Source organism: Streptomyces sp. NPDC055400 (assembly GCF_053644375.1).
This window is the reverse complement of record NZ_JBSHLM010000012.1, coordinates 186,149-210,309: the sequence shown is the minus strand read 5'-3', so window position 1 is coordinate 210,309 and position 24,161 is coordinate 186,149. Positions and strand designations below refer to the sequence as shown.

General features: G+C 70.6%; 24 protein-coding genes. 5 read left to right on the top strand and 19 right to left on the bottom strand.

The genetic code is table 11. The features are described 5' to 3' along the window. Nucleotides 1-46: 46 nt before the first annotated feature. A complete protein-coding gene (locus ACWIGU_RS29590; protein WP_454404748.1) occupies nucleotides 47-709 on the bottom strand; it encodes a TetR/AcrR family transcriptional regulator in 663 nt (220 codons plus the stop codon). A gap of 164 nt (nucleotides 710-873) precedes the next feature. On the opposite strand from ACWIGU_RS29590, the gene ACWIGU_RS29585 reads away from it, so the two are divergent. The 3 genes from ACWIGU_RS29585 (at nucleotide 874) to ACWIGU_RS29575 (ending at nucleotide 3,952) form a co-directional block, all read left to right on the top strand. After that, nucleotides 874-2,079: an acyl-CoA dehydrogenase family protein gene (locus ACWIGU_RS29585; RefSeq protein WP_454404747.1), complete on the top strand. Its 1,206-nt coding sequence runs from the start codon at nucleotides 874-876 to the stop codon at nucleotides 2,077-2,079. Continuing rightward, nucleotides 2,076-3,104, top strand: coding sequence for a phosphotransferase family protein (locus tag ACWIGU_RS29580; protein ID WP_454404746.1), 1,029 nt, complete (start codon nucleotides 2,076-2,078; stop codon nucleotides 3,102-3,104). The genes ACWIGU_RS29585 and ACWIGU_RS29580 overlap by 4 nt, the downstream gene beginning before the upstream one ends. Before the next feature lie 89 nt (nucleotides 3,105-3,193). Continuing rightward, nucleotides 3,194-3,952 (top strand): SDR family NAD(P)-dependent oxidoreductase, encoded by a 759-nt coding sequence (locus tag ACWIGU_RS29575; RefSeq protein ID WP_454404865.1) that lies wholly within the window; start codon nucleotides 3,194-3,196, stop codon nucleotides 3,950-3,952. Between the two features lie 63 nt (nucleotides 3,953-4,015). Here ACWIGU_RS29575 and ACWIGU_RS29570 read toward each other — a convergent pair whose 3' ends face one another. The 18 genes from ACWIGU_RS29570 to ACWIGU_RS29485 all read right to left on the bottom strand — a co-directional run bounded on the left by ACWIGU_RS29570 (nucleotide 4,016) and on the right by ACWIGU_RS29485 (nucleotide 20,410). Then, the gene (locus tag ACWIGU_RS29570) at nucleotides 4,016-5,056 is read right to left on the bottom strand and encodes an MBL fold metallo-hydrolase (RefSeq protein WP_454404745.1); all 1,041 of its coding nucleotides are present in this window, start codon (nucleotides 5,054-5,056) and stop codon (nucleotides 4,016-4,018) included. Nucleotides 5,057-5,129: 73 nt separating this feature from the next. Further along, on the bottom strand, nucleotides 5,130-6,617 hold the full coding sequence (locus tag ACWIGU_RS29565) for a class I adenylate-forming enzyme family protein (RefSeq protein ID WP_454404744.1): 1,488 nt from the start codon (nucleotides 6,615-6,617) through the stop codon (nucleotides 5,130-5,132). 67 nt (nucleotides 6,618-6,684) lie between these two features. Beyond that, on the bottom strand, nucleotides 6,685-7,005 hold the full coding sequence (locus tag ACWIGU_RS29560; protein WP_454404743.1) for an EthD family reductase: 321 nt from the start codon (nucleotides 7,003-7,005) through the stop codon (nucleotides 6,685-6,687). A 45-nt stretch (nucleotides 7,006-7,050) separates the two neighbouring features. Continuing rightward, nucleotides 7,051-7,449: a hypothetical protein gene (locus ACWIGU_RS29555; protein WP_454404742.1), complete on the bottom strand. Its 399-nt coding sequence runs from the start codon at nucleotides 7,447-7,449 to the stop codon at nucleotides 7,051-7,053. A 24-nt stretch (nucleotides 7,450-7,473) separates the two neighbouring features. Next, a complete protein-coding gene (locus ACWIGU_RS29550; RefSeq protein WP_454404741.1) occupies nucleotides 7,474-7,833 on the bottom strand; it encodes a nuclear transport factor 2 family protein in 360 nt (119 codons plus the stop codon). A 55-nt stretch (nucleotides 7,834-7,888) separates the two neighbouring features. Then, on the bottom strand, nucleotides 7,889-9,079 hold the full coding sequence (locus ACWIGU_RS29545) for an ABC transporter substrate-binding protein (protein ID WP_454404740.1): 1,191 nt from the start codon (nucleotides 9,077-9,079) through the stop codon (nucleotides 7,889-7,891). A gap of 177 nt (nucleotides 9,080-9,256) precedes the next feature. Then, entirely contained in the window at nucleotides 9,257-9,877 is a 621-nt protein-coding gene (locus ACWIGU_RS29540) for a TetR/AcrR family transcriptional regulator (protein ID WP_454404739.1), read from the bottom strand. Nucleotides 9,878-9,955: 78 nt separating this feature from the next. Then, nucleotides 9,956-11,104, bottom strand: a complete 1,149-nt coding sequence (locus ACWIGU_RS29535; RefSeq protein ID WP_454404738.1) for an acetyl-CoA C-acetyltransferase — start codon at nucleotides 11,102-11,104, stop codon at nucleotides 9,956-9,958. Between the two features lie 29 nt (nucleotides 11,105-11,133). Continuing rightward, nucleotides 11,134-11,940: an enoyl-CoA hydratase/isomerase family protein gene (locus tag ACWIGU_RS29530; RefSeq protein ID WP_454404737.1), complete on the bottom strand. Its 807-nt coding sequence runs from the start codon at nucleotides 11,938-11,940 to the stop codon at nucleotides 11,134-11,136. After that, complete coding sequence (locus ACWIGU_RS29525) at nucleotides 11,937-12,707, bottom strand: SDR family NAD(P)-dependent oxidoreductase (RefSeq protein WP_454404736.1); 771 nt, start codon at nucleotides 12,705-12,707, stop codon at nucleotides 11,937-11,939. The genes ACWIGU_RS29530 and ACWIGU_RS29525 overlap by 4 nt, the downstream gene beginning before the upstream one ends. Then, on the bottom strand, nucleotides 12,704-13,480 hold the full coding sequence (locus ACWIGU_RS29520) for an SDR family oxidoreductase (protein ID WP_454404735.1): 777 nt from the start codon (nucleotides 13,478-13,480) through the stop codon (nucleotides 12,704-12,706). Before ACWIGU_RS29520 ends, ACWIGU_RS29525 begins: the two co-directional genes overlap by 4 nt. Then, on the bottom strand, nucleotides 13,477-14,730 hold the full coding sequence (locus ACWIGU_RS29515) for an acyl-CoA dehydrogenase family protein (protein WP_454404734.1): 1,254 nt from the start codon (nucleotides 14,728-14,730) through the stop codon (nucleotides 13,477-13,479). The genes ACWIGU_RS29520 and ACWIGU_RS29515 overlap by 4 nt, the downstream gene beginning before the upstream one ends. Before the next feature lie 11 nt (nucleotides 14,731-14,741). After that, nucleotides 14,742-15,701, bottom strand: a complete 960-nt coding sequence (locus ACWIGU_RS29510; RefSeq protein WP_454404733.1) for a phosphotransferase family protein — start codon at nucleotides 15,699-15,701, stop codon at nucleotides 14,742-14,744. Beyond that, complete coding sequence (locus ACWIGU_RS29505) at nucleotides 15,698-16,924, bottom strand: acyl-CoA dehydrogenase family protein (RefSeq protein WP_454404732.1); 1,227 nt, start codon at nucleotides 16,922-16,924, stop codon at nucleotides 15,698-15,700. Before ACWIGU_RS29505 ends, ACWIGU_RS29510 begins: the two co-directional genes overlap by 4 nt. A gap of 18 nt (nucleotides 16,925-16,942) precedes the next feature. Further along, complete coding sequence (locus tag ACWIGU_RS29500) at nucleotides 16,943-18,088, bottom strand: thiolase family protein (RefSeq protein ID WP_454404731.1); 1,146 nt, start codon at nucleotides 18,086-18,088, stop codon at nucleotides 16,943-16,945. Then, the gene (locus tag ACWIGU_RS29495) at nucleotides 18,085-18,465 is read right to left on the bottom strand and encodes a Zn-ribbon domain-containing OB-fold protein (protein ID WP_454404730.1); all 381 of its coding nucleotides are present in this window, start codon (nucleotides 18,463-18,465) and stop codon (nucleotides 18,085-18,087) included. Before ACWIGU_RS29495 ends, ACWIGU_RS29500 begins: the two co-directional genes overlap by 4 nt. A gap of 5 nt (nucleotides 18,466-18,470) precedes the next feature. Continuing rightward, nucleotides 18,471-19,259, bottom strand: a complete 789-nt coding sequence (locus ACWIGU_RS29490) for an enoyl-CoA hydratase/isomerase family protein (RefSeq protein WP_329566893.1) — start codon at nucleotides 19,257-19,259, stop codon at nucleotides 18,471-18,473. Nucleotides 19,260-19,357: 98 nt separating this feature from the next. Next, complete coding sequence (locus ACWIGU_RS29485; protein WP_454404729.1) at nucleotides 19,358-20,410, bottom strand: alcohol dehydrogenase catalytic domain-containing protein; 1,053 nt, start codon at nucleotides 20,408-20,410, stop codon at nucleotides 19,358-19,360. A 179-nt stretch (nucleotides 20,411-20,589) separates the two neighbouring features. Here ACWIGU_RS29485 and icmF point away from each other — a divergent pair, with 179 nt between their 5' ends. Together icmF and ACWIGU_RS29475 are read left to right on the top strand one after the other, a co-directional pair. Next, nucleotides 20,590-23,817, top strand: coding sequence for a fused isobutyryl-CoA mutase/GTPase IcmF (gene icmF / locus ACWIGU_RS29480; protein WP_454404728.1), 3,228 nt, complete (start codon nucleotides 20,590-20,592; stop codon nucleotides 23,815-23,817). Between the two features lie 56 nt (nucleotides 23,818-23,873). Next, nucleotides 23,874-24,125, top strand: a complete 252-nt coding sequence (locus ACWIGU_RS29475) for a hypothetical protein (protein ID WP_454404727.1) — start codon at nucleotides 23,874-23,876, stop codon at nucleotides 24,123-24,125. Nucleotides 24,126-24,161 lie beyond the last annotated feature (36 nt).

Here is a 24,161-nt window from a genome sequence, read left to right as displayed (position 1 = left end):
GCGCGGGTCGGGCCCCCGTTTCGCGCAGAAGCTCCGGGCGAGCCCGCTAGTTGCCGCCGTCCGGCGCCTCCTGCTTGCCCACGCCCACGATGCGCAGCGCGATGTCTCCGTACTGGTAGGCGAGTTGGTCGACGGTGAACTCACCTCCTTCGCGGAACCAGCTCGCGACACCGATGCCCATGTCGAGGATCGAGTACGAGGCGATCCTGGCCGACTGCACGCGGAAGGCACCCTCGGCCACACCTCGCTCGATCAGTTCGCGGAAGCGGCGCTCGTAGTCGCTGCGGCCGGCGAGGACGCGGTCCTGGTCGGGCTGTTCGAGGCTGCCGATCTCGCGGTTGCCGACGAAGGCCTCCAGGCGGTGGCGCGCGTGGTAGCGGATGTGCGCCTCGACAGAGCGGCGCAGTTGTTCCCGTACGTCGTCGGCACCCGCGACGGCCGTCGCGTTGTCGGCGATGAGCTGCTCCATCGTGCCGGTCATGATCTCGGCGAGCAGTTCCTGCTTGGACGCCACGTGCTTGTAGAGGCTCGGCCCGCGGATGCCGATGGCGGCGCCGATCTCGGTCATGGTCGTGGACCGGTAGCCCTGCGCGGCGAAGAGCGTCAGCGCGGCCTCGCGGATTCCCGCGCGGCGGCCGGCCGCGAGGGCGCCTTCCGGGTGCTGTGGCCGGTGTGGACGCTCGTAGGCCTCGCGCGGTGATCCACTCACCTGAACTCCCCTGCAGTTGTCGACGATGAAGCTATCGGAGATTAGCTGAGATCGGCTCCCACTCGGCGCCCATCAGACGCGCAACCATGGCCCGACCTCTTGACATTGAATCCAGTTCAGTCATCTTATGGCTAATGGCCAGTAGCCAAGATCAGGGGTGAGAAGTGTCCATCAGCTTCGAGATCGACGAACGGGTCGCCGGCATCGCGCGGCACACCACGGACTTCGTGCGCGACGTGGTGATACCCGAGGAGGAGACGTGCGACGGCGGTGATGTGCACGCGGGTCCCGAGCCGCTGCGGCGGCGGCTCCAGGAGGCGGCGCGGGCGGCGGGGGTGTTCGCTCCGCACGTCGGCGAGGAGTTCGGCGGGCTCGGACTCGATCTGCGTGGGCAGGCCGTCGTGTTCGAGGCGGCCGGGCAGTCGCTGCTCGGTCCGCTCGCGCTGAACTGCGCCGCGCCCGACGAGGGCAACATGCATCTCCTCGAAGTGGTGGCCACCGAGGAGCAGAAGGAGCGGTATCTGCGGCCGCTCGCCTCCGGGGAGGTGCGGTCCTGTTTCGCGATGACCGAGCCGGCGCCCGGGGCCGGGTCCGATCCGCGCGCGCTGGCCACCACCGCTGCGCGGACGGACGGCGGCTGGCGGATCGACGGCCGCAAGTGGTTCATCAGCGGTGCCGACGGCGCCGCGTTCGCCATCTGCATGGCCCGTACCAGCGGTGCTCCGGGCGACGCGGGCGGCGCGACGATGTTCCTCGTAGACGCCGACACCCCGGGTCTGAAGATCGTCCGGAACATCGACACGCTGGACCACGGCCTCTTCGGCGGGCACAGCGAGGTCGTCTTCGACGGCGTCGAGGTGCCGGACAGCGCCGTGCTCGGCGCGGTGGACGAGGGCTTCCGGTACGCGCAGGTGCGGCTCGGTCCCGCCCGCATGACGCACTGCATGCGCTGGCTCGGGGTCGCGCGCCGGGCTCAGGACATCGCCCTGGAGCGGGCGGCGGAGCGCTCGGCCTTCGGTGGACGCCTTGCCGAACTGGGCATGGTGCAGCAGATGCTGGCCGACTCCGAGATCGACATCGAGACGAGCCGGGCAATCCTGTGGCGGGCCTGCTGGGAGCTGGACCAGGGCCGCACGGCCGCCCAGCACACCTCGATTGCCAAGACCTACGTCTCCGAAGCGGTCAACCGCGTCGTCGACCGCGCCGTGCAGGTGTGCGGCGCCCTCGGCATCTCGGGGGATGCCCCGCTGTCGCGCCTGTACCGGGAAGTACGTCCGTTCCGTATCTACGACGGCCCGTCCGAGACCCACCGCTGGGCGATCGCCAAGCGGGCGGTGCGGGCGGCGACGGAGCGGAGGGACGCCCGATGAGCCCGGCACAGGCCGCGGTGGTCGGCGTGGACGTGGCCGCCCTGCAGTCCTACTTCGCACGTCATGTCCCTGAGTGCACAGGCAAGTTGAGCCTGAAGCTGCTGCACGGAGGGCGCTCCAATCTCACGTACGAGGTGACCGACGGGACACACCGCTGGGTGCTGCGCCGGCCGCCGCTCGGGGTTCTGACGCCGACGGCGCACGACATGGACCGCGAGTACCGGGTCGTCGCCGCACTGGGCGGAACCGGGGTGCCGGTAGCCCGCGCGGTGCTGTCGTGCACGGACCCGGAGATCATCGGCGCGCCCTTCTGCGTCGTGGACTTCGTCGACGGCACGGTGCTGCGGGGCGGCACCGAGGCCGTCGCCCTGCCACCCGCCGAGGCCCGCCGCGCGGCGGACGCGCTCGTCGACGCTCTGGTGGAGCTGCACGCGGTGGACGCCGCCGCGGCCGGGCTCGGCGACTTCGGCCGGGCCGAGGGCTATCTGGAACGCCAGGTGCGCCGGTGGCGCGGCCAGTGGGACAAGGTCGCCACGCGGGAACTGCCCGACCTCGACGCCCTGCACGACCGGCTCGCGCGCTCCCTCCCGGCGAGCGGCGCCCCCACGGTCGTACACGGCGACTATCGCCTGGACAACACGATCCTCGCGCCCGGCGACCCCGGACGGATCGCGGCGATCGTCGACTGGGAGATGGCCACGCTCGGCGACCCGCTCGCCGACCTCGGGATGCTCCTCATGTACTGGGATCCGGTCTGCGAACCCGTCCTCGGTACGAGCCATGTCCCCAGCGCCAACCCCGGCTTCCCCACCGGCCGCGAACTGGCAGAGCGGTACGCCGGGTCTTCCGGCCGGGACATCTCCTCCGTCGCCTGGTACCAGGCGCTCGGGTGCTTCAAGCTCGCCGTGATCGCGGAGGGCATCCACGCCCGCTATCTGGCGGGACAGACCGTCGGCACGGGGTTCGAGCGCGTCGGCTCGGCGGTGCCGGCTCTGCTGCGCTCAGGAAGGGAACTGCTGGCATGACCGCGGTCCAGCGCACCACTGACCAGCACACCGATGTCCAGCGCACCACTGACCAGCGCGCAGATGTCCAGCACACCGAGGGAGCACGAGTGTCGAACCGCCTGTCCGGAGAGGTCTGTCTGATCACCGGCGCCACGGGCGGCATCGGCACAGCCGTGGCGCACCGCCTCGCCGCCGAGGGCGCCGCGGTGGCGGTGACCGACATCGACGCGGGCCGCTGCGAGGAACTGGCCAAGGAGTTGACGGCGGGCGGAGCGCGGGCGCTCGGTCTCGCCCTGGACGTCACCGACGAGGAGGCGTGGCGCGGCGCCGTCGCGCGGGTGACCGACGAGCTGGGCGGCCTGTCCGTGCTCGTCAACAACGCGGGGATCGCCGAGATGCGGACTGTGGAGACGGAGACCCAGGAGTCCTGGGAGAAGGTCATCGCGGTCACCCAGACCGGTGTCTGGCTCGGCATGAAGCACGGCGGGCCCGCGATCGAGAGGACCGGCGGCGGCTCCATCGTGAACATCGCGTCGATCTTCGGGACGGTCGGCGGCTTCGGCAGCCAGTTCTCGTACCACGCGGCGAAGGGCGCGGTCCGGTTGATGACGAAGAACGCCGCGCTGCACTGGGCGACGCGCGGAGTCCGCGTGAACTCGATCCACCCGGGGTTCATCGAGACGTCGCGCTCCCGCGGCCTCTGGCGGGGCACACCCCGGCACACGGCCATGGTGGAGGGCACGCCGATGGGCCGGCTCGGCAGTCCCGAGGAGGTCTGCGGGGCGGTGGCGTTCCTCGCCTCGGACGACGCGAGTTTCGTCACCGGTTCCGAGCTCTACGTGGACGGCGGCTGGACGGCCCGCTAGCACCAACAGCTCTGGGGTGCACGGCAGTTGCCGCGCCCCCCAGAGGTTGAAAGAACTGCTGTGTCAGTTCACGCGCGTGTACTGATTCACATCGCCGACGCGCGCCACGGAGATCCGCCCCCGCAGCACCAGGACGTCCAGATGGGCCGCGGTCTCGTTGATCGCGAGCATCTGGTTGAAGTCATTGAGTTCGCCGAACGGCACGTCCCTGCGCGTCCAGCCGAGCTTGCGGGCGACCTCGTGCGCGTCCAGCGTCGCGTCGCCGAGCGCCTTCAGGCTCTGCGCGAGGCGGTTGTCATGGTGGGTGAGCAGTTCGGCAACGCGGGTGTGCGCGCTGTCGACAACGGGTCCGTGCGCGGGCAGCAGCTGTGTGTCGGCGTACCCGGTCATCAGGTGCAGCGAGTCCAGGTAGTCGGCGAGGGGTTTGCCGCCCGGCTCGGTGAGTTCGAAGCCGATGGACGGCGTGATGTGGGGCAGAACATGGTCGCCGGAGAACAGCAGGCCGCGCTGTTCGTCCAGGAAGACCACGTGTCCCTGGGTGTGTCCGGGGGTCGGCACGACCCGCAGCTCCCCCGCGCCGAAGCTGACGGTCTCGGCGCCCAGCCAGCGGTCGGGGGCTTCCCAGACGGCGGGGTCGTAGCCGCCGTGGTCCAACTGCTCGATGCGGTCGGCGAGTTCGACGGCACCCGCATCGCGCAACGTCCGCAGCGAGCCGGCGGGCGAGTCGCTGCGCAGCCGGCCGAGCATCTCAAGGCCCGGCCGCTCCCCCGCCCCCAGATAGACGCGAGAGCCGAGGAGCCGGCGCAGTTCCACGGCGTTCGTGTAGTGGTCGCGGTGGATGTGAGTGACGAGGATGTGGCTGATGTCGGAGAGATCGCGGCCGATGGCGGCTGTGGCCTCCTCAAGTGCCTTGCGGGCCTCCGGAATCGCCCAGCCCCCGTCGATCATGACGATGCCGTCGTCCTCGGCCAGGTTCTCCAGCAGATAGATGTTGACGGCGTGGAGTCCGTCGTTCGGCAGCGGCAGGGGAACGCGGTGCACGCCGGGACGTACCGTCTGGACTCCGGCCGCGGCCCATGGACCCTGGTCGAACCGCGCTGTCATGGTGCTCTCCCTCGCTCTGGCTGGTGTACTGCTGTGGATCAGGCGGGCATCAGGACGAGCGCCCGGCCACTGTTCAGGCGTCGGCGCGAAGGCTCTGCGCCAGGCGCCCGGCTGCCGACCGGTCGAGCTTGCCGACCTTGGTCTGGGGCAACTCCTCGACGGCGTAGACGAATTCGGGCCACTTGGTCTTGGCCAGTCCGAGGCTCTCCAGATGTCCGGTGACCTCCCCGAGGTCCATGCCGGCGCCGTCCTCGGTGACGACGAGCAGCGCGACGCGTTCGCCGAGCACCTCGTCGGGCACCGCCGCGACACAGGCCCGGGAGACACGTGGGTATCCGGCGACGGCCCGTTCGATCTCGGTGATGTCGATGTTGCGGCCGCCGCGGATGATGATGTCCTTCTCGCGGCCCATGATGGTGACGGTGCCGTCCTCGTGGGGCATCAGGAGGTCGCCGGTGGGGAAGTAGCCGTCCTCGGTCAGCGCCGGTGGTTCGACTCTGCCCGCACGGGCGTACCCGAGGAAGAGGGACGGGCCGCGCACCTGCGCCCGGCCGGTCACCTCCGGCCCGGCCTCGGCCCCGTCGGGGGTGAGGGCGCGCAGGTCCGTGCCGGGGAAGGGGCGGCCGTCCCGGCCGAGCCGGATCTCCTCGGGCTCGCCGGGCCGGGGCGAGGTGTGCCCGAGGCACTCGGACATCCCGAAGACCCTCAGGATCTTCGTACCGAGGGACTGCTCGGCCCGTGCCAGCGCGCCGCGGTCCATCGGCCCGCCGCCGACGGTGATGGCGCGCACTCCGGAGAGGATGCCGGAGCCCGCGGCCTCGGCTCCCATCTGCAGCGCCATCGTCGGCACACACATGGTCCAGCGCACATCGTTCTCGGCCATCCGCCGCAGCGCGAGAGCCCGGTCCCACTTGGCGGTGAGAACGAGCGGGCCGCCCAGGACCAGGGAGAGATGAACGCCGAAGCAGTACGCGGCTGTTGATGACAGCGGCACGATCGCGGCCACCGCGTCCCCGGGCCGCAGACCGTTGATCTCGATGGTGCTGGCGGCCGCGTAGGTCAGGGCCTCCTCGGACTGCACGACGCCCTTGGGCCGCCCGGTCGACCCGGAGGTCAGCCCGATCAGAACACCGCCCGACCAGCGTGACGCGTCGGGCCGTCCACCGGAGCGGTGCACGCTCCAGCCGTCGAGCACTGTGTCGCCGGCGCCCGGCATCAGGTCGGCCACCGCCCAGTCGGCCCTCGCCGACGGCTCGGCGACGACGGCGTCCGGCCGGATGTCCTCGAAGGCCGCCGCGAACTCGGCCGGCGTCGTGTGCCGGTTGACCAGCGCGAGGACGCCGCCGCTCAGGCCCACCGCGAGGGCGCCGGCCACGGTGCGCCAAGAGTTGTCGGCCTGGAGCATGACCGTGCCGCCCGCCCCGTCGGCGGACATCGCGTCGCTGAGCCGGTCCGCCTCGGCGAGCAACTCACGTGCCGTGTGCCTGCCTTCGTCATCGACGACGGCCAAGAAGTCGGCCTGCTCGGCCCTCTGTCGGAACTCCCGCACTACCTGTCGCATCCCGCTTCCTCGCTACGCTGTGCCGAACCCGGTGTCGAACGTTGCTGTGCGCAAGGCCGGTGGTGCCTCAGCCGGTGAACAACTCCTTCTCGAACCCCATCACCGCGATGCGCCGGCCCTTCATGTCGCCGACCTGCGCGACGGCGTCCGCCCACTCGGGGCTGGCGAGGGCCTTCTTCACGTCCTCCGGGGAGTCGAATCCGAGGACGGACATCCCGTCCCAGCCCTCGGAGCGCTTCTCCAGCGCCTGGTCGATGTCGGTGTGCCGCCAGGAGCGCAGACCGGGCAGCTTGTACGTCAGCTCCGCGTGGTCGCCCCGCCACCAGTCGATGAACTGCTCGTGCGTCCACTCCGGGGGCTTGGCTGCCAGCAGGACGAGGTTGTACATGAGGCTCCTTCGTACAAGGCCGGTGAAATCGGAAACGGGTGGTACCTACTCGAAACGGATCTGCGAGGACCGGCCGATCAGCAGCCGCTCCAGCCGGCCGTCCGCGTTCACCCGGCCGGCGGCGACGAAGCTCGCCTCGGGAACCTCCCCGCGCCGCACCTCGCCGAGGAACAGCTCGTCCTGGCCGAGGGTGGTCGCGGAGAGGCGGTGGTGGGTGCGCGTACCCCGCTCCCGCTGCTGCAGATAGCCGACCAGGGCGGCGCGGTCGCCCGCGAAGTCCGTGGCGTTGCCGTCGCCGGTGGAGAACAGGATGGACAGGGAGAAGTCGTCGCTGATCAGGTCGAGGATCCGGTCGGGCTCGTCGCTGTCGAGGATCTCGAACCAGGCGGTGAGGAAGGGGGCGGGGGCCGCGGTGGTCCCGGCGGCCGTGGAGGTCTCGGTCATGTGCGCTTCCCTTTGCCTTGCTGTCTATTCCGGCAGGTCGATGAGGTCGTACGAGGTGGTGAAGTACGACTGGTAGCGGGCCATGTGCCCGTCGGGCGTGACCACGGCGGCCGACAGGAAGGAACCCACTGCCTTCCCGGACTCGACCACCATCCCGTACACGGTCTCCAGATCGCCGTCACAGCTGTGCCGAAGAATCTTGTGCACCCGTTCGACGGCGTTGCGGCCCGCGATGTAGGCGGCGAAGTCGTCCTTGGACCGTCCCGTCGCCTCGCGGCCCGGCAAGGCGATGAGAAAGCGGAATTCCGGTACGAGGAGTTCGAGCGCCCGCGCGGGGTCGTCACTGTCCATACGTGCCATGTAGGTGGGCAAGACGCTGGTCATGGTGTCCTTTCACAGGGATGAGAGGTGGGGACGACGCGCTCCGCGCGGGCGGCGGTCAGTCCCGGGTGGGCGGGGTGAAGAAGTCGCCCTGCGACTCCCAGCGGCCGTTCCTGACGACGACCTTCTGCAGGTCACGTGTGCCGAGGTGCCGACCGGCGCCGTAATTCAGGACCGGACCCACGCCCGTGTCGACGTGGCGTGCGGTGCGGTAGGCCCGCGTCAGTGACTCGCTGGTGACGGGCCCGTCGATGGTCTTGGCGATCTCGACGAAGGCCTTGGCCGCTTCCCAGCCCCACAGGGTGATGAAGTCGGCGGGCTGCCCCCGCTCGTACTTCTGCATCGCCGTACGGAACTCCTTGATGGCCGGGTCGTCGTCGTTCGGTGACTTGACCAGCTGGAGCGCCTTGAGGCCTTCGGTCGCCCTGCCCCCCAGCGTCAGCGTGGCCTGTGCCGCGACGGGCGCGTAGCCGTACACGGGGGCGGTGACGCCCTGCAGCCTCGCCTCCTTGAGGTAGGAGGCGGTCTCCGCGGCGGTCAGGATCAGCACGACGGCGTCGGGCTTCGCGGCCTTGACCTTGCTGATCACCGGGCTGTAGTCGGTGGTCTGGTACTTCACCGACAGCCGCTTCACCCGGACCGACGGATCGGTCTTGCGGGCGGCGGGGCCGATCACCTTGGCCACGTTCACGAACGCCGCCGGGTCACTGTGCACGACGAGTACCTTTCTCGCCCCGTCCCGCGTCACCCAGTCCCCGAGCGCGGCCGCCTGGTCCTCGTACAGCGTCTGCAGACCGAACAGCCCGTCGCGGGCTGGCTCGTACCAGGAGGCGTCGCCGCCCAGTGTGTTGAGGACCGGCACCTTCTTCTGCTCGAGCACGAAGGGGAAGGTGGCCTGGGTCTGGGAGGTGCCGTTGGTCGCGACGATCGCCACGACCCCGTCCTGGTCGACGAGCCGGCGGGCGATCTGGACGGTCTGCTGCGGATCGTTGGCGTTGTCCTTGACGACCCAGTCGATGGTGCGCCCGTTGATCCCGCCGCGTGCGTTGACCGACTTGAAGTATGCGTCGGCGCCCGCCCGTTCGGGAATTCCGAACGAGGCCAGGGCGCCCGTGAGCGGGTACCAGGCGCCTATTTTGATGACCTTGTCGTCCCCTGCCGAGGGGCTCTTGGTGCCGCAGGCGTTCGCCGCCAGGGCGAGCATCGCGGCGAGTGCGGCGATGAACGTGCGTGTCGCGCGTCGTCGCATGACCCCTCCTCAACTCAAAAACTCAACCTGAGTTCAGTTCAAGTTGATTTTAATGCTGGGGAAACACGCCTGGCAATGGTCTGTCACCTCTGTCACGGGGCCGGGCACAAAAAGATCCCCTGACGGGAGACCCGTCAGGGGATCGGTCACTGGATGCGCGCGCGGCGGATCGATCCGTCAGGAGGCGATCATCCGCACGCAGGCACCCTCGATCAACTCGCCGATCTCCGACAGCGGCGTCGGCCCGGACGGCCGGTACCACCGCCACACGCTGACGATCAGGCCGAGCACGCTCGCCCCGAGCAACTGGGCGTCCCGCAGCGGGAAGGCGCCCTGGGACATCCCCCGCACCAGCAGGTTGGTCCAGTCCCGCTCGACGACCTGGACGAGCTGGCGGGCGGCGATCCGCTCGGCCTCCTCCCGCTTGGACTTGCGGGCCCCGGACAGGAGATCCATGTGGTTCTGCAGGATGCGCATCTGCAGCACCTCGTGCTCCGAGACGTCGTACGCGGCACGGACGCCGGCGCGCAGCGCCTCCACGGGGTCGTCCGCGCCCTCGGTCGCCTCGACGAACCGGTCGTGGGAGCGCTGCAGCTCGAGCCGCATGATGGTGAGCAGGCAGTGCGTCTTCGACTCGAAGTAGTGGTAGAGCGCGGTCTGGCCGATGCCGACCCGCTCCGCCACGGTCGACCACTTCGTGGCCTCGAAGCCCGTCTCGCCGAAACAGGCCACGGCCGCCGCGAGGATGGCCGCGCGCTTGGACCGCGGTCCCGCCTCCGGTTCAAGGATCCTGGTCATGACTCTCTCTCCTGGCCGTCACTCAGCGTGTCCGTACCGAGAGTAAACCCAAGTTGAACTCAGTTGCCAACCGCATGCCTAGATGCGTTCGAGGACAGTCGCGTTGGCCATGCCGCCGCCCTCGCACATCGTCTGCAGACCATAGCGGCCGCCGGTCCTGCGCAGCTGGTGGACGAGTGTGGTCATGAGCCGGGCGCCGGTGGCACCGAGCGGATGGCCGAGGGCGATCGCACCGCCGAAGGCGTTGATCCGCTCGTGGGCGGCGCCGAGTTCCTTCTGCCAGGCGAGGACCACGGAGGCGAAGGCCTCGTTGATCTCGACCAGGTCGATCCGGTCCATCGCAAGGCCCGCCTTGTCCAGGACCTTCTCGGTGGCGGGGATCGGGCCGGTCAGCATGTGGATCGGGTCGGAGCCGACCACGGCCATGCTGTGCACCCGTGCGAGCGGCGTCAGATCGTGGCGCCGTACGGCCTCCTCGGAGGCGATCAGCAGGGCGGCGGCGCCGTCGGAGATCTGGCTGGAGACGGCCGCGGTGAGCCGGCCGTCCTCGGTCAGGGTCTTCAGGCCCGCCATCTTTTCCAGCGTGGTGTCGGCGCGCGGGCCCTCGTCCACGGTGAGCCCGAAGGCCGGGGTGATCTCGTCGTCGAAGTCCCCGGCCGCCTGCGAGGCCAGTGCCCGCTGATGGCTGTGGAGCGCGAACTGCTCCATGTCGTCGCGGGAGATCCCCCACTTCTCGGCTATCAGCTCGGCCCCGCGGAACTGCGACACCTCCTGCTCGCCGAAGTGCTCACGCCAGCCGTTGCCCGCGTACGGGCTGCCCATCCCGGCCTGTTCACCGACGAACATCGGACTGGCGATGGGCACGAGGCTCATGACTTCCACCCCGCCCGCGACCACCAGGTCGGCGGCACCGGAGCCGACCGCCTGGGCGGCGAAGTGAACGGCCTGCTGGGAGGAACCGCACTGGCGGTCGATGGTGGTGCCGGGGACGTGCTGCGGCAGCCCCGCCGACAGCCAAGCGGTGCGTGCGACGTTTCCGGTCTGGGCCCCGATCTGGCCGACGCAGCCGAAGTACACGTCGTCGACCGTGCCCGGGTCGACGCCGGTCCGCTCCAGGAGAGCGCGCAGCACATGGGCGCCGAGGTCGGCGGGGTGAACGCCGCTGAGCGCGCCCTTGCGGCGGCCGACGGGGGTACGGACGGCTCCGACGATGAAGGCTTGCGACATGGTGGGCTCCATGGGGTTGGGGGACGGGATCAGGTTCCGGAGGTCAGGGACGGGGCGCGGGCGAAGTCCGGCACACGCTTGCCGAGGAAGGCGGCGACTCCCTCACGGCCCTCGTCCGAGGCGGCCGCGGCGGCGAGCGCACCGGCCTCGCGGTCCAGATGAGGGGCGAGGTCCGAGGTCAGCCCGGCGGCGACGAGCCGGCGGGTGGCGCCGAACGCGGCGGTGGGTCCGCGGCGCAGGGCCTCGGCGGTGCGCGCCGCCTCCTCGGTCAGCAGATCGGCGGCGACGGTGCGGCTGACGAGCCCGATCTCCTCGGCTTCGGCCGCCGGTATCCGGCGGTTCGTCAGCAGCAGGTCGAGCGCCTGCTTGGGCCCGACGAGGCGCGGCAGGAACCAGCTGACCCCGGCGTCCGGCGAGTACCCGATGCCGGTGTATGCGGCGGAGAACGAGGCGTTGTCCGCGGCGAGCGTCACATCCGCGGCGACGGCAAGCCCGATGCCCGCGCCCGCGACGGCGCCCTGTACGGCGGCCACCATGGGGGCGTCGAGCCGGGCGAAGATCCGCAGCGCCTCGTGCAGCGCGTCCGTCACCGCGATGAGGTGCTCCTCCAGCGCCGCGCCGTCGAACCGCGCGAACTCCCGGAGATCGCCGCCGACGCAGAAGGACCTGCCCTCGCCCGTGAGCAACACGGCCCGTACGTCGGCCCGTTCACAAGCGGTGGCCGCGTCGAGCAGTCCCCGGGCCGTCGCCAGGCCGATGGCGTTGCCCGCGTCGCCGCGCCGCAGGGTGACGCGGGCCAGCCCGTCGTCCCGGATGTCGATGCCGACGCTGCTCATCGTGCCGTCCATCCGCCGTCGACGGTCAGGACCTGCCCGGTGCAGTACGTGGAGGCGTCCGAGGCGAGGAAGAGCAGCGCCCCGTCGAGTTCGTGCGCCTCCCCGCCGCGCCGCAGCATCGTCCCCCGCTCGACCCACCGCCGCGAGCGCTCGTCGCCGAACAGCTCGGCGGTCATCTCGGTACGGAACCAGCCGGGCGCAAGGGCGTTGACACGTGTCCCGGACCGGCCCCACTGGCCGGCCAGCTCGCGGGTCAGGCCGATCAGTCCGGCCTTGGACGCGGAGTAGCTCGCGCCGCCGAGCGGGGCGCCGGAGACCAGTCCGAGGACGGACGAGACGTTGATGATGCTCTTGCCCGCTGCACCGGGTGCCTCGGCTGTGAGCCGGGCCAGATGGAAGGGCGCCGTGAGGTTCACCCCCAGAACATCCGCGAAGGCCGCCGCCGACTCGTCCTCGGCGCGCGTCTCCCCCGACGTGGCCGCGTTGTTGACCAGGATGTCGAGATGCCCGGTGGCGTTCAGCGCCGTCTCGGCCAGCCGCGTACGGTCGGCCTCCAAGGACACGTCGCAGGCGACGGGATGGATACGTGTGTCGCTGTCCGCGAGTTCCTTGAGCCGGTCGATGCGGCGCGCGGCGGCGAACACGGTGGCGCCGGCCTGCGCGAGGACGGCGGCGAACCGCGCGCCGAGCCCGGCGGAGGCTCCGGTGACGATCGCCGTCCGGCCTGCGAGCGAGAAGAGTTCCACGGCGGACGACGGGACGCTCACTCGTCCACCCCGATCGGAAGAGCGGTTGCGCCACCGTCCAGAACAAGTGTCTGCCCGGTCATCCAGGACGACGCGTCGGACGCCAGGAACAGCGCCGCGTTCGCCACGTCCTCGACCGTGCCGAGGCGGCGCATGGGCAGCTTGGCGGTGAGGATCGGCTCGCGCACCTCCCATACGGCGCGCGCCAGTTCGGTCTTGATCAGCCCGGGGGCGATGGCGTTCACCCGTGCCCGCGGCCCGAGTTCGTAGGCGAGCTGGCGCGTCATGTGGAGCATGGCGGCCTTGGTGGCGTTGTAGTAGCCGATGTGGGGGTCGACGACGAGTCCGCCGACGGAGGCGATGTTGATCACCGCGCCCCCGTGCTCGGCGATCCAGGCGCGCCACGCGGCCCGCGTCCAGGCGATCATGCCGTACTGGTTGACGCGTACGGTCTTCTCCGCGCGCGGCAGGTCCAGGTCGAGCAGGTCTCCGTTGTACGGGTTGGTCGCGGCGTTGTTGACGAGGATGTCGAGGCGGCCGAAGCGGGTCATGGTCGCGTCGACGCAGGCCTCGGCCTGGTCGGGCTCGCCCGCGTTGGCGACGACGGTGTGGACATCGCCGTCGCCCTTGACGCGGAGCAGCTCCTCGCGGGCCTCGGCGAGTCCGGCGGCCTTGCGGGCGGCGATCACGACGTGTGCGCCGGCCGTACGGTAGGCGGTGGCGATGCCGAGGCCGATGCCGCGCGATCCGCCGGTGATGACGGCGACCTTGCCGTCGAGGATGTCGGTGCTCACGCCGCTCCTGCCTTCGTGTCGGTGCTCTGCTCGGTCTTCTGGTCGGTCTTCTGGTACTTGGCGAGTTCCTGCCGTGCGACGGTCCGCAGATGTACTTCGTCGGGGCCGTCGGCGATGCGCAGTGCCCGGGTGATGGCGTACAGCCGGGCGAGCACGGTGTCGTCGCTGACGCCGGCGGCGCCGTGGGCCTGGACGGCGCGGTCGACGACCCTGTGGGCGACCTCAAGCGCCGCCACCTTGATCGCGGCGACTTCCATGCGGGCTGCGGCATTGCCGACGGTGTCCATCAGCCAGGCCGACTTGAGCACGAGGAGCCGCACCTGCTCGATCTCGATGCGGCTGCGGGCGATCCACTCCCGCACGACGCCCCGCTCGGCGAGCGGCCCGCCGAAGGCGACGCGTTCGCTGGTCCGCTCGCACATCAGCTGGAGCGCCCGCTCGGCGAACCCGACGGCCCGCATCGCGTAGTGCATACGACCCGGCCCGAGCCGGCCCTGCGCGAGCGCGAAGCCTTCGCCCTCCCCGCCGAGGATGTGGTCCACCGGCACACGGACGTCCTCGAAGAGCACCTCGCCGTGTCCGCACCGGTCCGTGTACCCGAACATCGGCAGGTCGCGTACGACGGTGACGCCTGGGGTGTGACGCGGGACGAGCACCATGCTCTGCTGCCGGTAGGTGGGCGCGTCGGGGTCGGTCTTGCCCATCAGGATGATGAGCTCGCAGTCGGGGTCGAGGATCCCGGACGTGTACCACTTGCGGCCGTTGACGACGTAGTGGTCGCCGTCACGGGTGATGCGCGTCCGGATGTTGCGCGCGTCGGAGCTGGCCACCTCGGGCTCGGTCATGGCGAAGCAGGAGCGGATCTCCGCCTCCAGCAACGGCTTGAGCCAGCGCTCCTGCTGCTCGGGCGTGCCGTAGAGGGCGAGGAGTTCCATGTTGCCGGTGTCGGGCGCCGAGCAGTTGAACACCTCGGGGCCCATGATGGAGCGGCCGGCCAGCTCCATGAGGGGCGCGTATTCGAGGTTGGTGAGTCCGGCGCCCCAGTCGCCGTGGGCCATGAAGAGGTTCCACAGGCCTTCGGCGCGGGCCTTCTCCTTCAGCTCGGTCATCACCGGCGGCAGCGCGTGCGGGTCGCCGGCTTCGGCGAGCTGCCGGTCGTGGACGGCTTCGGCCGGGAGGACGTGTTCGTCCATGAACGACCGCATGCGGTCCTGGAGTTCACTCGCGCGGGGCGAGAATCCGAAATCCACGAGGGCTCCTGTCAGCCGAGAAGGGCGCGCGCGGTGCTGATCATCGCGGCGATGGTGGGCGGCAACCGCTCCTGGTCCGGGTCGTGGTGCTTGCCCTCGCGGTGCCGGCGCAGGTTGTGGCCCATGATCGCGGCCATCTTCATGCGGCCGAGCGCCCGGAACCAGTCCATGGCGGGCAGCGCGGTGGCGCCGTCGAGATAGGCGGCGAGCAGCTCGTCCTCGGTGGGCAGTCCGGGCACGGCCCGGCCGATGCCGGGAAAGTTGCGGTGGTCGGCGAAGAGCAGGAACCAGCCCAGATCGATCCGGGGATCGCCGACGCTCCAGATCTCCCAGTCGACGACGGCGACCGCCCTCTCGTCGACGCAGAGCACATTGCCGAGCCGGAAGTCGCCGTGCAGCAGCGCGGGCGGCAGATCGGCCGGTACGTCCTCGGCGAGTCGGTTCAACAACTCCTCTGCACCCGGCCTGAGCTCTGCGGGCACGGCGTGCATGGTGCGGCTCCACCGGTCGAGCTCCCCGGCCGCCCCGAGCGGCTGCGGAGCGTCCAGGCCGGGGGCGTGGATGTCGGTGGCGTGCAGCCGCCGCAGTACGTGGGCGATCTCCAGCATGCGGGCCCGCGCGGTGGCCGCGGGCACCTCGGGATCGTCGAGTACGGGTTCCAGCGCCTCCCCGGCGGCGAACTCCATGGCGAACCAGGCGGGTTGGGCCTCGTCCATGGCGGCGACGCCCGGCACGGGTACCGGGGATCCGGCGAGCGCGGCGAGGACCCGGGCCTGGCGCAGCACGTCGTTGCGCCCGACGGGCTTCTGCCCCGGAGGCACCGCCTTGACGACGTACCTCTCCTCCCCCGCCGTGACGGAGTAGGTCAGCCCGGAGTGACCGCCGGGCAGGACCTTCAACTCCCCTGTGTCCGAGCCGAGATGGACGGACACCCGCTGGGCCAGTTCCTTCTCCTGGACGGCCGTACTCATCGGACGGGCTCCTTGGGCAGGCCGAGCACGCGCTCGGCGAGGATGTTGTGCTGGATCTCGTCGGTGCCGCCCGCGATGCTGTAGCCGGGCGCGCCGAGGAGGTGTTCGGTCCAGGCGTACGTGCCCCACTCGCCGGTGTCGGCGACGAGCGCCGGGCCGAGGAGTTCGGAGACGAGGTCGCCGGTGCGGCGCATGGTCTCGGTGGCGTACAGCTTGCCGACGGAGGCCTCCGCGCCGGGTTCGCGTCCGGCGACGAGAGCGCCTGTGACGCGCAGTCCGATGAGGCGCTGGACGAGGGCCCGTACATAGAGGTCGGCGGCCCGGTCCTGTTCGGCGCCGGTGAGCGGGCGGGGCAGGTGCCCGGCCAGGTCCACGGCGCGGTCGGCGTTGTCGAGGCCGAGGTTGCCGGAGTCGAGACGTTCGGCGGCGAGCACGCTGAGGGTGACCCGCCAGCCCTCGCCGACCGGTCCGAGCCGGTCGGTGTCGGGGACGCTGACGCCGTCGAGGTAGACCTCGTTGAAGCTGGCGCCACCGGTCATCTGCCGGATGGGCCGAACAGTGACGCCGGGCGCGTCCATGCGGACCAGGAAGACGGTAATGCCCGCGTGTTTGGGCACGTCGGGGTCGGTGCGGCAGACGGCGACGCCCCATGTGGCGACGGTGGCGCCCGAGGTCCACACCTTGTGCCCGGTCAGCAGCCAGTTGTCGCCGTCGCGCACCGCCTTCGTGCGCACTCCGGCCAGGTCGGAGCCCGCCTCGGTCTCGGAGAACAGCTGGCAGGCCAGTTCGTCGGTGCGCAGCATGGGCCGCAGCCAGCGCGCCTTCTGCTCCTCGGTGCCCCAGATGCCGATCGCGGGGGCGACGAGCTGGCGGGTGACCGGGAAGATCTCGGTGCGGTGCGGCACGTCGAAGGCGGCTTCCTCGGCGCGGTAGAGCTGTTCGTAGTACGCGGGCAGGTTCCGTCCGCCGTACCGGTCCGGCCAGTTGAGGGCGCCCCAGCCCTGGTCGTGGCGGGTACGTTCCCATTCCTGGGTGCGGCGGGTGTGCGCCCGCTCCTGCTCCTCGGTCCAGTTCTCGAACACGGCGACGGAGTCGGAGCCGCTGCCCCACCCCCCTGCGGCGGCGCGCGGCTTGGCGACGCCTGCGAGCCAGCGCCGGGCCTCGGCGCGGAATTCTTCGGGATCCGGAATACGTTCAGGGATGTCTTCCGGGGTGGCGTTCATCGGGTCATGCACCTCCGTTCAGCGGGTCAGGACCGTGCAGGCGCTGACGCCCGGCGCTCCGTACACATGGGTGAAGCCGGTCCGGGGCGCGCCGGGAACCTGGCGGTCGCCGGCGCGGCCGCGCAGCTGCTGGACGATCTCGTAGACCTGGCGAAGCCCGGAGGCGCCGATGGGTTCGCCGTTGGCGATGCAGCCGCCGTCGGTGTTGACCGGCAGCGCCCCGCCGATCTCGGTGGCCCCGGCGGCGATCAGCCGCTCCTGCTCGCCGTCCTCGCACAGTCCGCACTCGGCCATGTGCATGACCTCGGCACCGCTCTCGGTGTCCTGCAGCTGGCAGACGTCGATGTCGCCGGGGCCGATCCCCGCCTCCTCGAACGCGGCGGCGGAGGCGGCGCGGCTGACGCTGGTCAGCTCACCACCGGCGACCCACGGGCTGAACACCTCGAACGAGCCGAACTGCCGCGTGCGCAGAGCCGCCGACCGCAGTGTGACGGAGGTGCCTTCCAGGGAACGCGCCACCTCGGGCGAGCACAGCACGAGGGCCGCGGCGCCGGCCCCGGGGGAGCAGAACATGAACCGGGTCAGCGGGTCGCTGACCATGCCGGAGTCCAGGATCTCGGCGGCGGACACGGGCTTGCGGCGCCACGCGTCCGGCGTCAACTCGCCATTCCTGTAGGCCTTTTCGGCGACCATGGCCAGCGTCTGCCGGGTGATCCCGTGGTCGTGCATATAGCGCCGGATCTTCATGCCGAAGAACTGGGTGGTGACCATCAACCCGTCGCTGCCGTACTCCTCGCCCAGGCCCCAGTCCTCGGGCTTGGGGTCGAAGGCGCCGCGCGGGTGCTTGTCGAAGCCGACGGCGAGGACCACGTCGGCCATGCCCGAGCGGATCGCGTTCACGGCGGAGATCAGCGCACTGCCCCCGGTGGCGCAGCCGTTCTTGACGTTCACGAACGGTACGCCGGTCAGGCCGAGTTGGGCCACGAGAGTGTCGGCGAGCCCGGCGCTGTCGCTGCCGCCGAACGCGGCACCCACCCGCGACCAGTCGACTCCGGCGTCCTTCAGCGCGGCGTTCACCGCGTCGACGGCGAGCTGCCGGCCGCTCGCCTCCGAGCGGCCGAACGCGGTCCGTGCGGCGCCGCAGATCAGCACGTCCGCGGTCATGAGCTCTCCTCCGCTGTCGTGGTGGGCCGGGCCCGTGGCACGCCGTCGCCGGCGCCGACCGTGACCGGCATGCCGATCCTGATCGTGTCGAGGTCGTCGGCCTCGATCACGGCGGCGACGCGGATACCGTCGTCCAGCTCGACGTAGCCGACCGCGAACGGCTCGAAGCCGCCGGGCGGGGGCTGGTAGGGCGGGGACTTGGGCGCGTACCGCTGCACGGTCCAGGTCCACAGCGTGCCCGTACTGTTGAGAACGGCCGGCTCGGCCGGTCCCCCGCAGCGCGGGCACGCCGCGTCCGCGGGGTAGACCGCGACCGAGCAGCCGCGGCAGCGTGCGCCTTGGAGCCCTGCGGCCGGACTCCGCGGATGCGTGGTCATCCGGCTCAGCGCCCCTGCCACTTGGGCTCGCGCTTCTCCAGGAACGCCGAGACACCTTCGTTGGCGTCCTCGGAGTTGAGGGCGACGCCGACGGCGAGGTGCTCCATCACCATCAGCGACTGGGTGTCGGCGTCGAGACTGCGGTCGATGGTCATCTTGGTGAGCCACATGGTGAAGGGGCTCTTGTCGGTGAGGTGGGAGATGAACTCCTCGACCGTCTCGTCGAGCTTCTCGGTCGGCGCGTGGTCGTTGATCAGGCCGAACTCGGTGGCCTCGATACCGGAGAGGAGCTTTCCGGTGAGCATGAGCTCCTTGGTCTTGCGGATGCCGATCATGCGCGGCACGCGGTAGATCGGGCCCGCTCCGCCGAACAGCGCGCGGCGGATGTGGAAGTCGCCGATCTTGGCGTCGTCGGCGGCGATCGCGAAGTCGCAGGAGATCATGATCTCGAAGCCGCCCGCGGTGACGTGGCCCTCCAGGACGGCCACCGACGGGGTCTTCATCGAGTAGAGCCGGTCGCACACCTTCGCGGACTTGACCGCGACGTCGATGGCGTTCGACTTGCCGACGAAGTCGGCCTTGAGGCTGTCGAGGTCGAAGCCCGAGCAGAAGGTGCCGCCGCGTCCGCGGAAGACCAGCACGCGCAGCTCGGGGTCCTCGTCGACCTCGGTGATGATCTCGTCGAGCCGGTCCAGGATCGGCACCGTGACGCAGTTCTTCTTCCAGGGGCGGTTGAGCCAGACGCGGGCAACGTGGCCGTCACGCTCGAACTGGATCTCGTCTTCCACTGCCATCTCAGGTTCCTCCGCTTCAAACTGAACTGAATTCATTACGAGTTTGCGGAGCCGGTGATCCACTGTCAAGGCCAACTCCGAGATTGGTTCAGGACGGATCAGGCGTCGCGGGCCGGCAGGTCGACCAGAACCTTGAGCCGCCGCGCGTCGCGCACGTCGTGCAGCCCGGCGACGGTCTCGGCGAGCGGGATGTGATCGAGCCAGCCGTCGGTCGGGTAGCGCCCGGCCGCCATGTGCGCGATGACCCGCTCGAAGACCCCGTCGGGGTACGCCTCGCAGCCCAGCAGCGCGAGTTCGGCCAGGCGCACGACGGAGGCGTCGACGGTGACGGGCCCCGAGTACAGGGCGACGAGGACCACGGGCGCGCGGGCGGCGACGGAGCGGATCGCGACGTCAAGCACCTCGGGCCGGCCCGCACACTCGATCGCCGCGTCCACGCCCCGGCCCCCGGTGCGCCGCAGCACCTCGGCGACCACGTCGCCCGCGGCCGGATCGAGGACCTGGGCGCCGTGCCGCGCCGCGGCCGCGCGGCGGGCCGGCGAGGGCTCGACGACGATCACCTCGCGCGCACCCTGCGCCTTGAGCGCGAAGAGCACACCCATGCCGACGGCGCCGGCTCCCATGACCAGCGCGGTGTCGCCCGCGCCCACTCCGGCCCGCTCGACCGCGTTCAGGCCGACCGCCATGGGTTCCACCAACGCGCCCTGTTCCAGAGGCACTTCATCGGGCAGCCGGTGCGCGGCCTCGGCCCGCACGGCCACGTACTCGGCGAGTCCGCCGCCGGGCGAGGTGACGCCGATCGCGGCGAGGGACGCGCACAGATGGGAGAGGCCCGACGTGCAGCGGGCGCACACTCCGCAGGTGCGGATCGGCCGGACGCAGACCCGGTCGCCGGCCGCGACGCGCTCGACTCCCGGACCGCACGCGACCACGGTCCCGGCGAACTCGTGCCCCAGCGTCTGGGGCAGGGTGGCGCCGGTCAGCGGGTTGGGTTCGTGCGTGGCGCGCGGCATCTCGAAGTACTCGTGCACATCGGTGCCGCAGATGCCCGCGTGCGCCACGCGGATCTTCACCACGCCGGGTCCCGGCTCGGGTTCGGGCATCTCCTCGATCCGCAGGTCCTTGGTTCCGTACAGCCTGGCGGCGAGCATCGTTCCTCCCGGGAATCACGCTGGAATCGCATCGTTGCGACCACCCGAGACTGCCACCGAACTGAACTGACTTCAATGATTCCCTTGAGACCTGCACCTACTTCGGTTCAGCATGGAGAGGTCTCTGTGAGCATCCGTCCCCACGCCGTCGCGGCCGGGGGCAGTCAGGAGTGCAGCACATGCCGCGCGCTCAGCATCCCGTCCGTTTTGTCACCGCTTCCAGCCTCTTCGACGGGCATGACGCCTCGATCAACATCATGCGGCGCATCCTTCAGACCCAGGGCGCGGAGGTGATCCACCTCGGGCACAACCGCTCCGTGAGCGAGGTGGTCGATGCCGCCTTGGAGGAAGACGTCCAGGGTGTCGCGGTCAGCTCCTACCAGGGCGGCCACATCGAGTACTTCGAATACCTGGTGGAGTTGTTGCGGGAGCGGGGCGCCGGGCATGTGCGGGTGTTCGGCGGCGGTGGAGGCGTGATCGTGCCGCAGGAGATCGAGCGGCTCTCGGCGGCCGGGGTGCGGATCTTCTCGCCCCAGGACGGGCAGCGCCTCGGCCTGGCCGGAATGATCGCCACGATGATCGAGGAGTGCGACCACGCGCCATGGGTGGACGAGCCCGCCGACATCGAGCGGGTCCTCGCGCGTGAGCGCCCGGCACTGGCCCGGCTGCTGTCGGCCGCCGCGGCCGGGACGGTACCGGCCGCGGAGCTGCGCCGTCTGGAGAAGGCGGCGGGGGCGCGCCAGGTGCCGGTGCTCGGCATCACCGGCACCGGCGGCTCGGGCAAGTCCTCGCTGACCGACGAGCTGGTACGCCGGATCCGGACCGACCAGGAGGACACGCTGCGGGTGGCGGTGCTGGCCGTGGACCCGACACGGCGGCGGGGCGGCGGCGCCCTGCTGGGCGACCGCATCCGCATGAACTCGCTCGACGGCGACCGGATCTTCTTCCGCTCGCTCGCCACCCGAGGCACCAGCGAGCTGCCCGAGGGGCTCGGCGAGTCCATCACCGCCTGCCAGGCGGCCGGCTACGACCTGGTCGTCGTCGAGACGCCCGGCATCGGGCAGGGTGACGCCGCGATCGTGCCGTTCGCGGATGTGTCGCTGTACGTCATGACGCCCGAGTTCGGGGCGGCGTCGCAGCTGGAGAAGATCGACATGCTCGACTTCGCGGACGTCGTCGCCGTCAACAAGTTCGAGCGGCGGGGCGCGGCGGACGCCCTGCGGGACGTGGGCCGCCAGCTCGTGCGCAACCGACAGGCGTTCGGCACGCGGCACGAGGAGATGCCGGTGTTCGGCACCAGCGCCGCGACGTTCCACGACGACGGCGTGACCGCGCTCTACCAGCATCTGCGCGGGCTGCTCGGCGAGCGCGGTCTCGCGCTGCGGCCGGGGGCGCTGCCCGAGGTTTCGGTACGTCACTCCAGTGGCGCCGCACAGATCGTTCCGACGTCGCGGGCACGCTATCTGGCCGACATCGCCGAGACGGTGCGTATCTACCATGCGCGCACCGACGCCCAGGCCCGGACCGCCCGCCGGGTGCAGCAACTGGACGCGGTACGGCGCGAGTTGATGGGCGTGGATGAATCCACCGCCGCGGTGGAGCGGCTGCTGCACGAGGCGCGCGAGACGCTCGACGACGACGCGCGGCAGGCGTTGGAGCAGTGGCCGAAGACCGTAGAGGCCTATTCCGGCGGCGAGTTGACGTTCACCGTGCGCGGGCGCGAGATCCGCACCCCGCTGGTCCGCGAGTCCCTGTCGGGCAGCCGCGTTCCCCGCGTGGCGCTGCCGCGGACGACGGATCACGGAGACCTGATCCGCTTTCTGCGCGCGGAGAATCTGCCGGGCTCCTTCCCGTTCACGGCCGGGGTGTTCCCCTTCAAGCGGGACGGCGAGGACCCGGCGCGGATGTTCGCGGGTGAGGGCGACCCGTTCCGTACCAACCGCCGCTTCAAGCTGCTGTCCCAGGGCGGCGCGGCGACCCGGCTCTCCACGGCCTTCGACTCGGTCACGCTGTACGGCCGCGACCCCGACCCGCGCCCCGACATCTACGGCAAGGTCGGCACCTCCGGTGTCTCGGTGGCGACGCTGGAGGACATGAAGGCGCTGTACGCCGGCTTCGACCTGACCGCGCCCACCACCTCCGTATCGATGACGATCAACGGTCCCGCGCCGACGATCCTCGCGTTCTTCCTCAATGCCGCGATCGACCAGCAGCTCGACGCGCACACCGCCGAACACGGCCACGCGCCCGACGACGAGCAGGCGCGGGAGATCCGGGCCGAGGTGCTGCGCAGTGTGCGCGGCACCGTGCAGGCCGACATCCTCAAGGAGGACCAGGGGCAGAACACGTGCCTGTTCTCCACGGAGTTCAGCCTGCGCATGATGGGCGACATCCAGGAGTGGTTCATCGAGCAGGACGTACGGAACTTCTACTCGGTCTCCATATCCGGCTACCACATCGCCGAGGCGGGCGCGAACCCCATCAGCCAGCTCGCGTTCACGCTGGCCAACGGGTTCACGTACGTGGAGTCGTATCTGGCGCGCGGCATGAACGTCGACGACTTCGCGCCGAACCTGTCGTTCTTCTTCTCCAACGGCATGGACCCCGAGTACTCCGTGCTCGGCCGGGTGGCGCGCCGCGTCTGGGCGGTGGCCATGCGCGACCGGTACGGGGCGAACGAGCGCAGCCAGAAGCTGAAGTACCACGTGCAGACGTCGGGCCGCTCGCTGCACGCCCAGGAGATGGACTTCAACGACATCCGCACCACACTGCAGGCACTCATCGCGCTCTACGACAACTGCAACAGCCTGCACACCAACGCTTACGACGAGGCGGTGACCACGCCCACGGAGGAGTCGGTGCGCCGCGCCCTCGCCATCCAACTGATCATCAACCGTGAGTGGGGTCTCGCGATGAACGAGAACCCGCTGCAGGGCTCGTACGTCATCGACGAGCTGACCGACCTCCTCGAGGAAGCGGTGCTGATCGAGTTCGAGCGGATCAGTGAGCGCGGCGGCGTGCTCGGCGCGATGGAGACGGGCTATCAACGCGGCCGTATCCAGGACGAGTCGATGCTGTACGAGGAGCGCAAACACGACGGTTCACTGCCGCTCATCGGCGTCAACACCTTCCGTCCGCCGCACGCCGGCGAGGAGGGGCAGCCGGCGCCGGTCGTCGAACTGGCCCGCGCCACCGAGCAGGAGAAGCAGTCCCAGCTCGACCGGGTACACGGCTTCCGGGCCCGCCACGAGGACACCGCCGGCGAGGCGCTCGCCTCGCTCCGGCACGCGGCCACGAGCGGCGGGAACGTCTTCGCCGTGCTGATGGACGCCGCGCGGGTCTGCTCCCTGCAGCAGATCACCGAGGCGTTCTTCGAGGTCGGCGGCGCCTATCGGCGCAACGTCTGACGCACGTGTGCCGACGCCGAGCGAACTGAGACAGCTGAAGCCGAGGAGACATCTCGATGTGGCCCACCCATCCCCCCGCGCCCGAACGCGCCGCCCACTACCGCGCCGTCGGCGCCTGGCGGGACCGCCCGGTCGGCAAGGCGATCGGCAAGCATCTGACCGGCCGTGAAGTGGCCGCGCAGAAGATCCCCGAGAGCCTCTTCCTCGTCGACGCCCTGCCGTACACGACCAGCGGCAAGGTCAGGAAATTCGCCCTGCGGGAGTGGCTGCGGGACCGCGCCGGAGCCTCGTGGCGGTCGCGGGCATGACCGTCCGCGCCGTAGACGAACGGTGACACCCGCCTC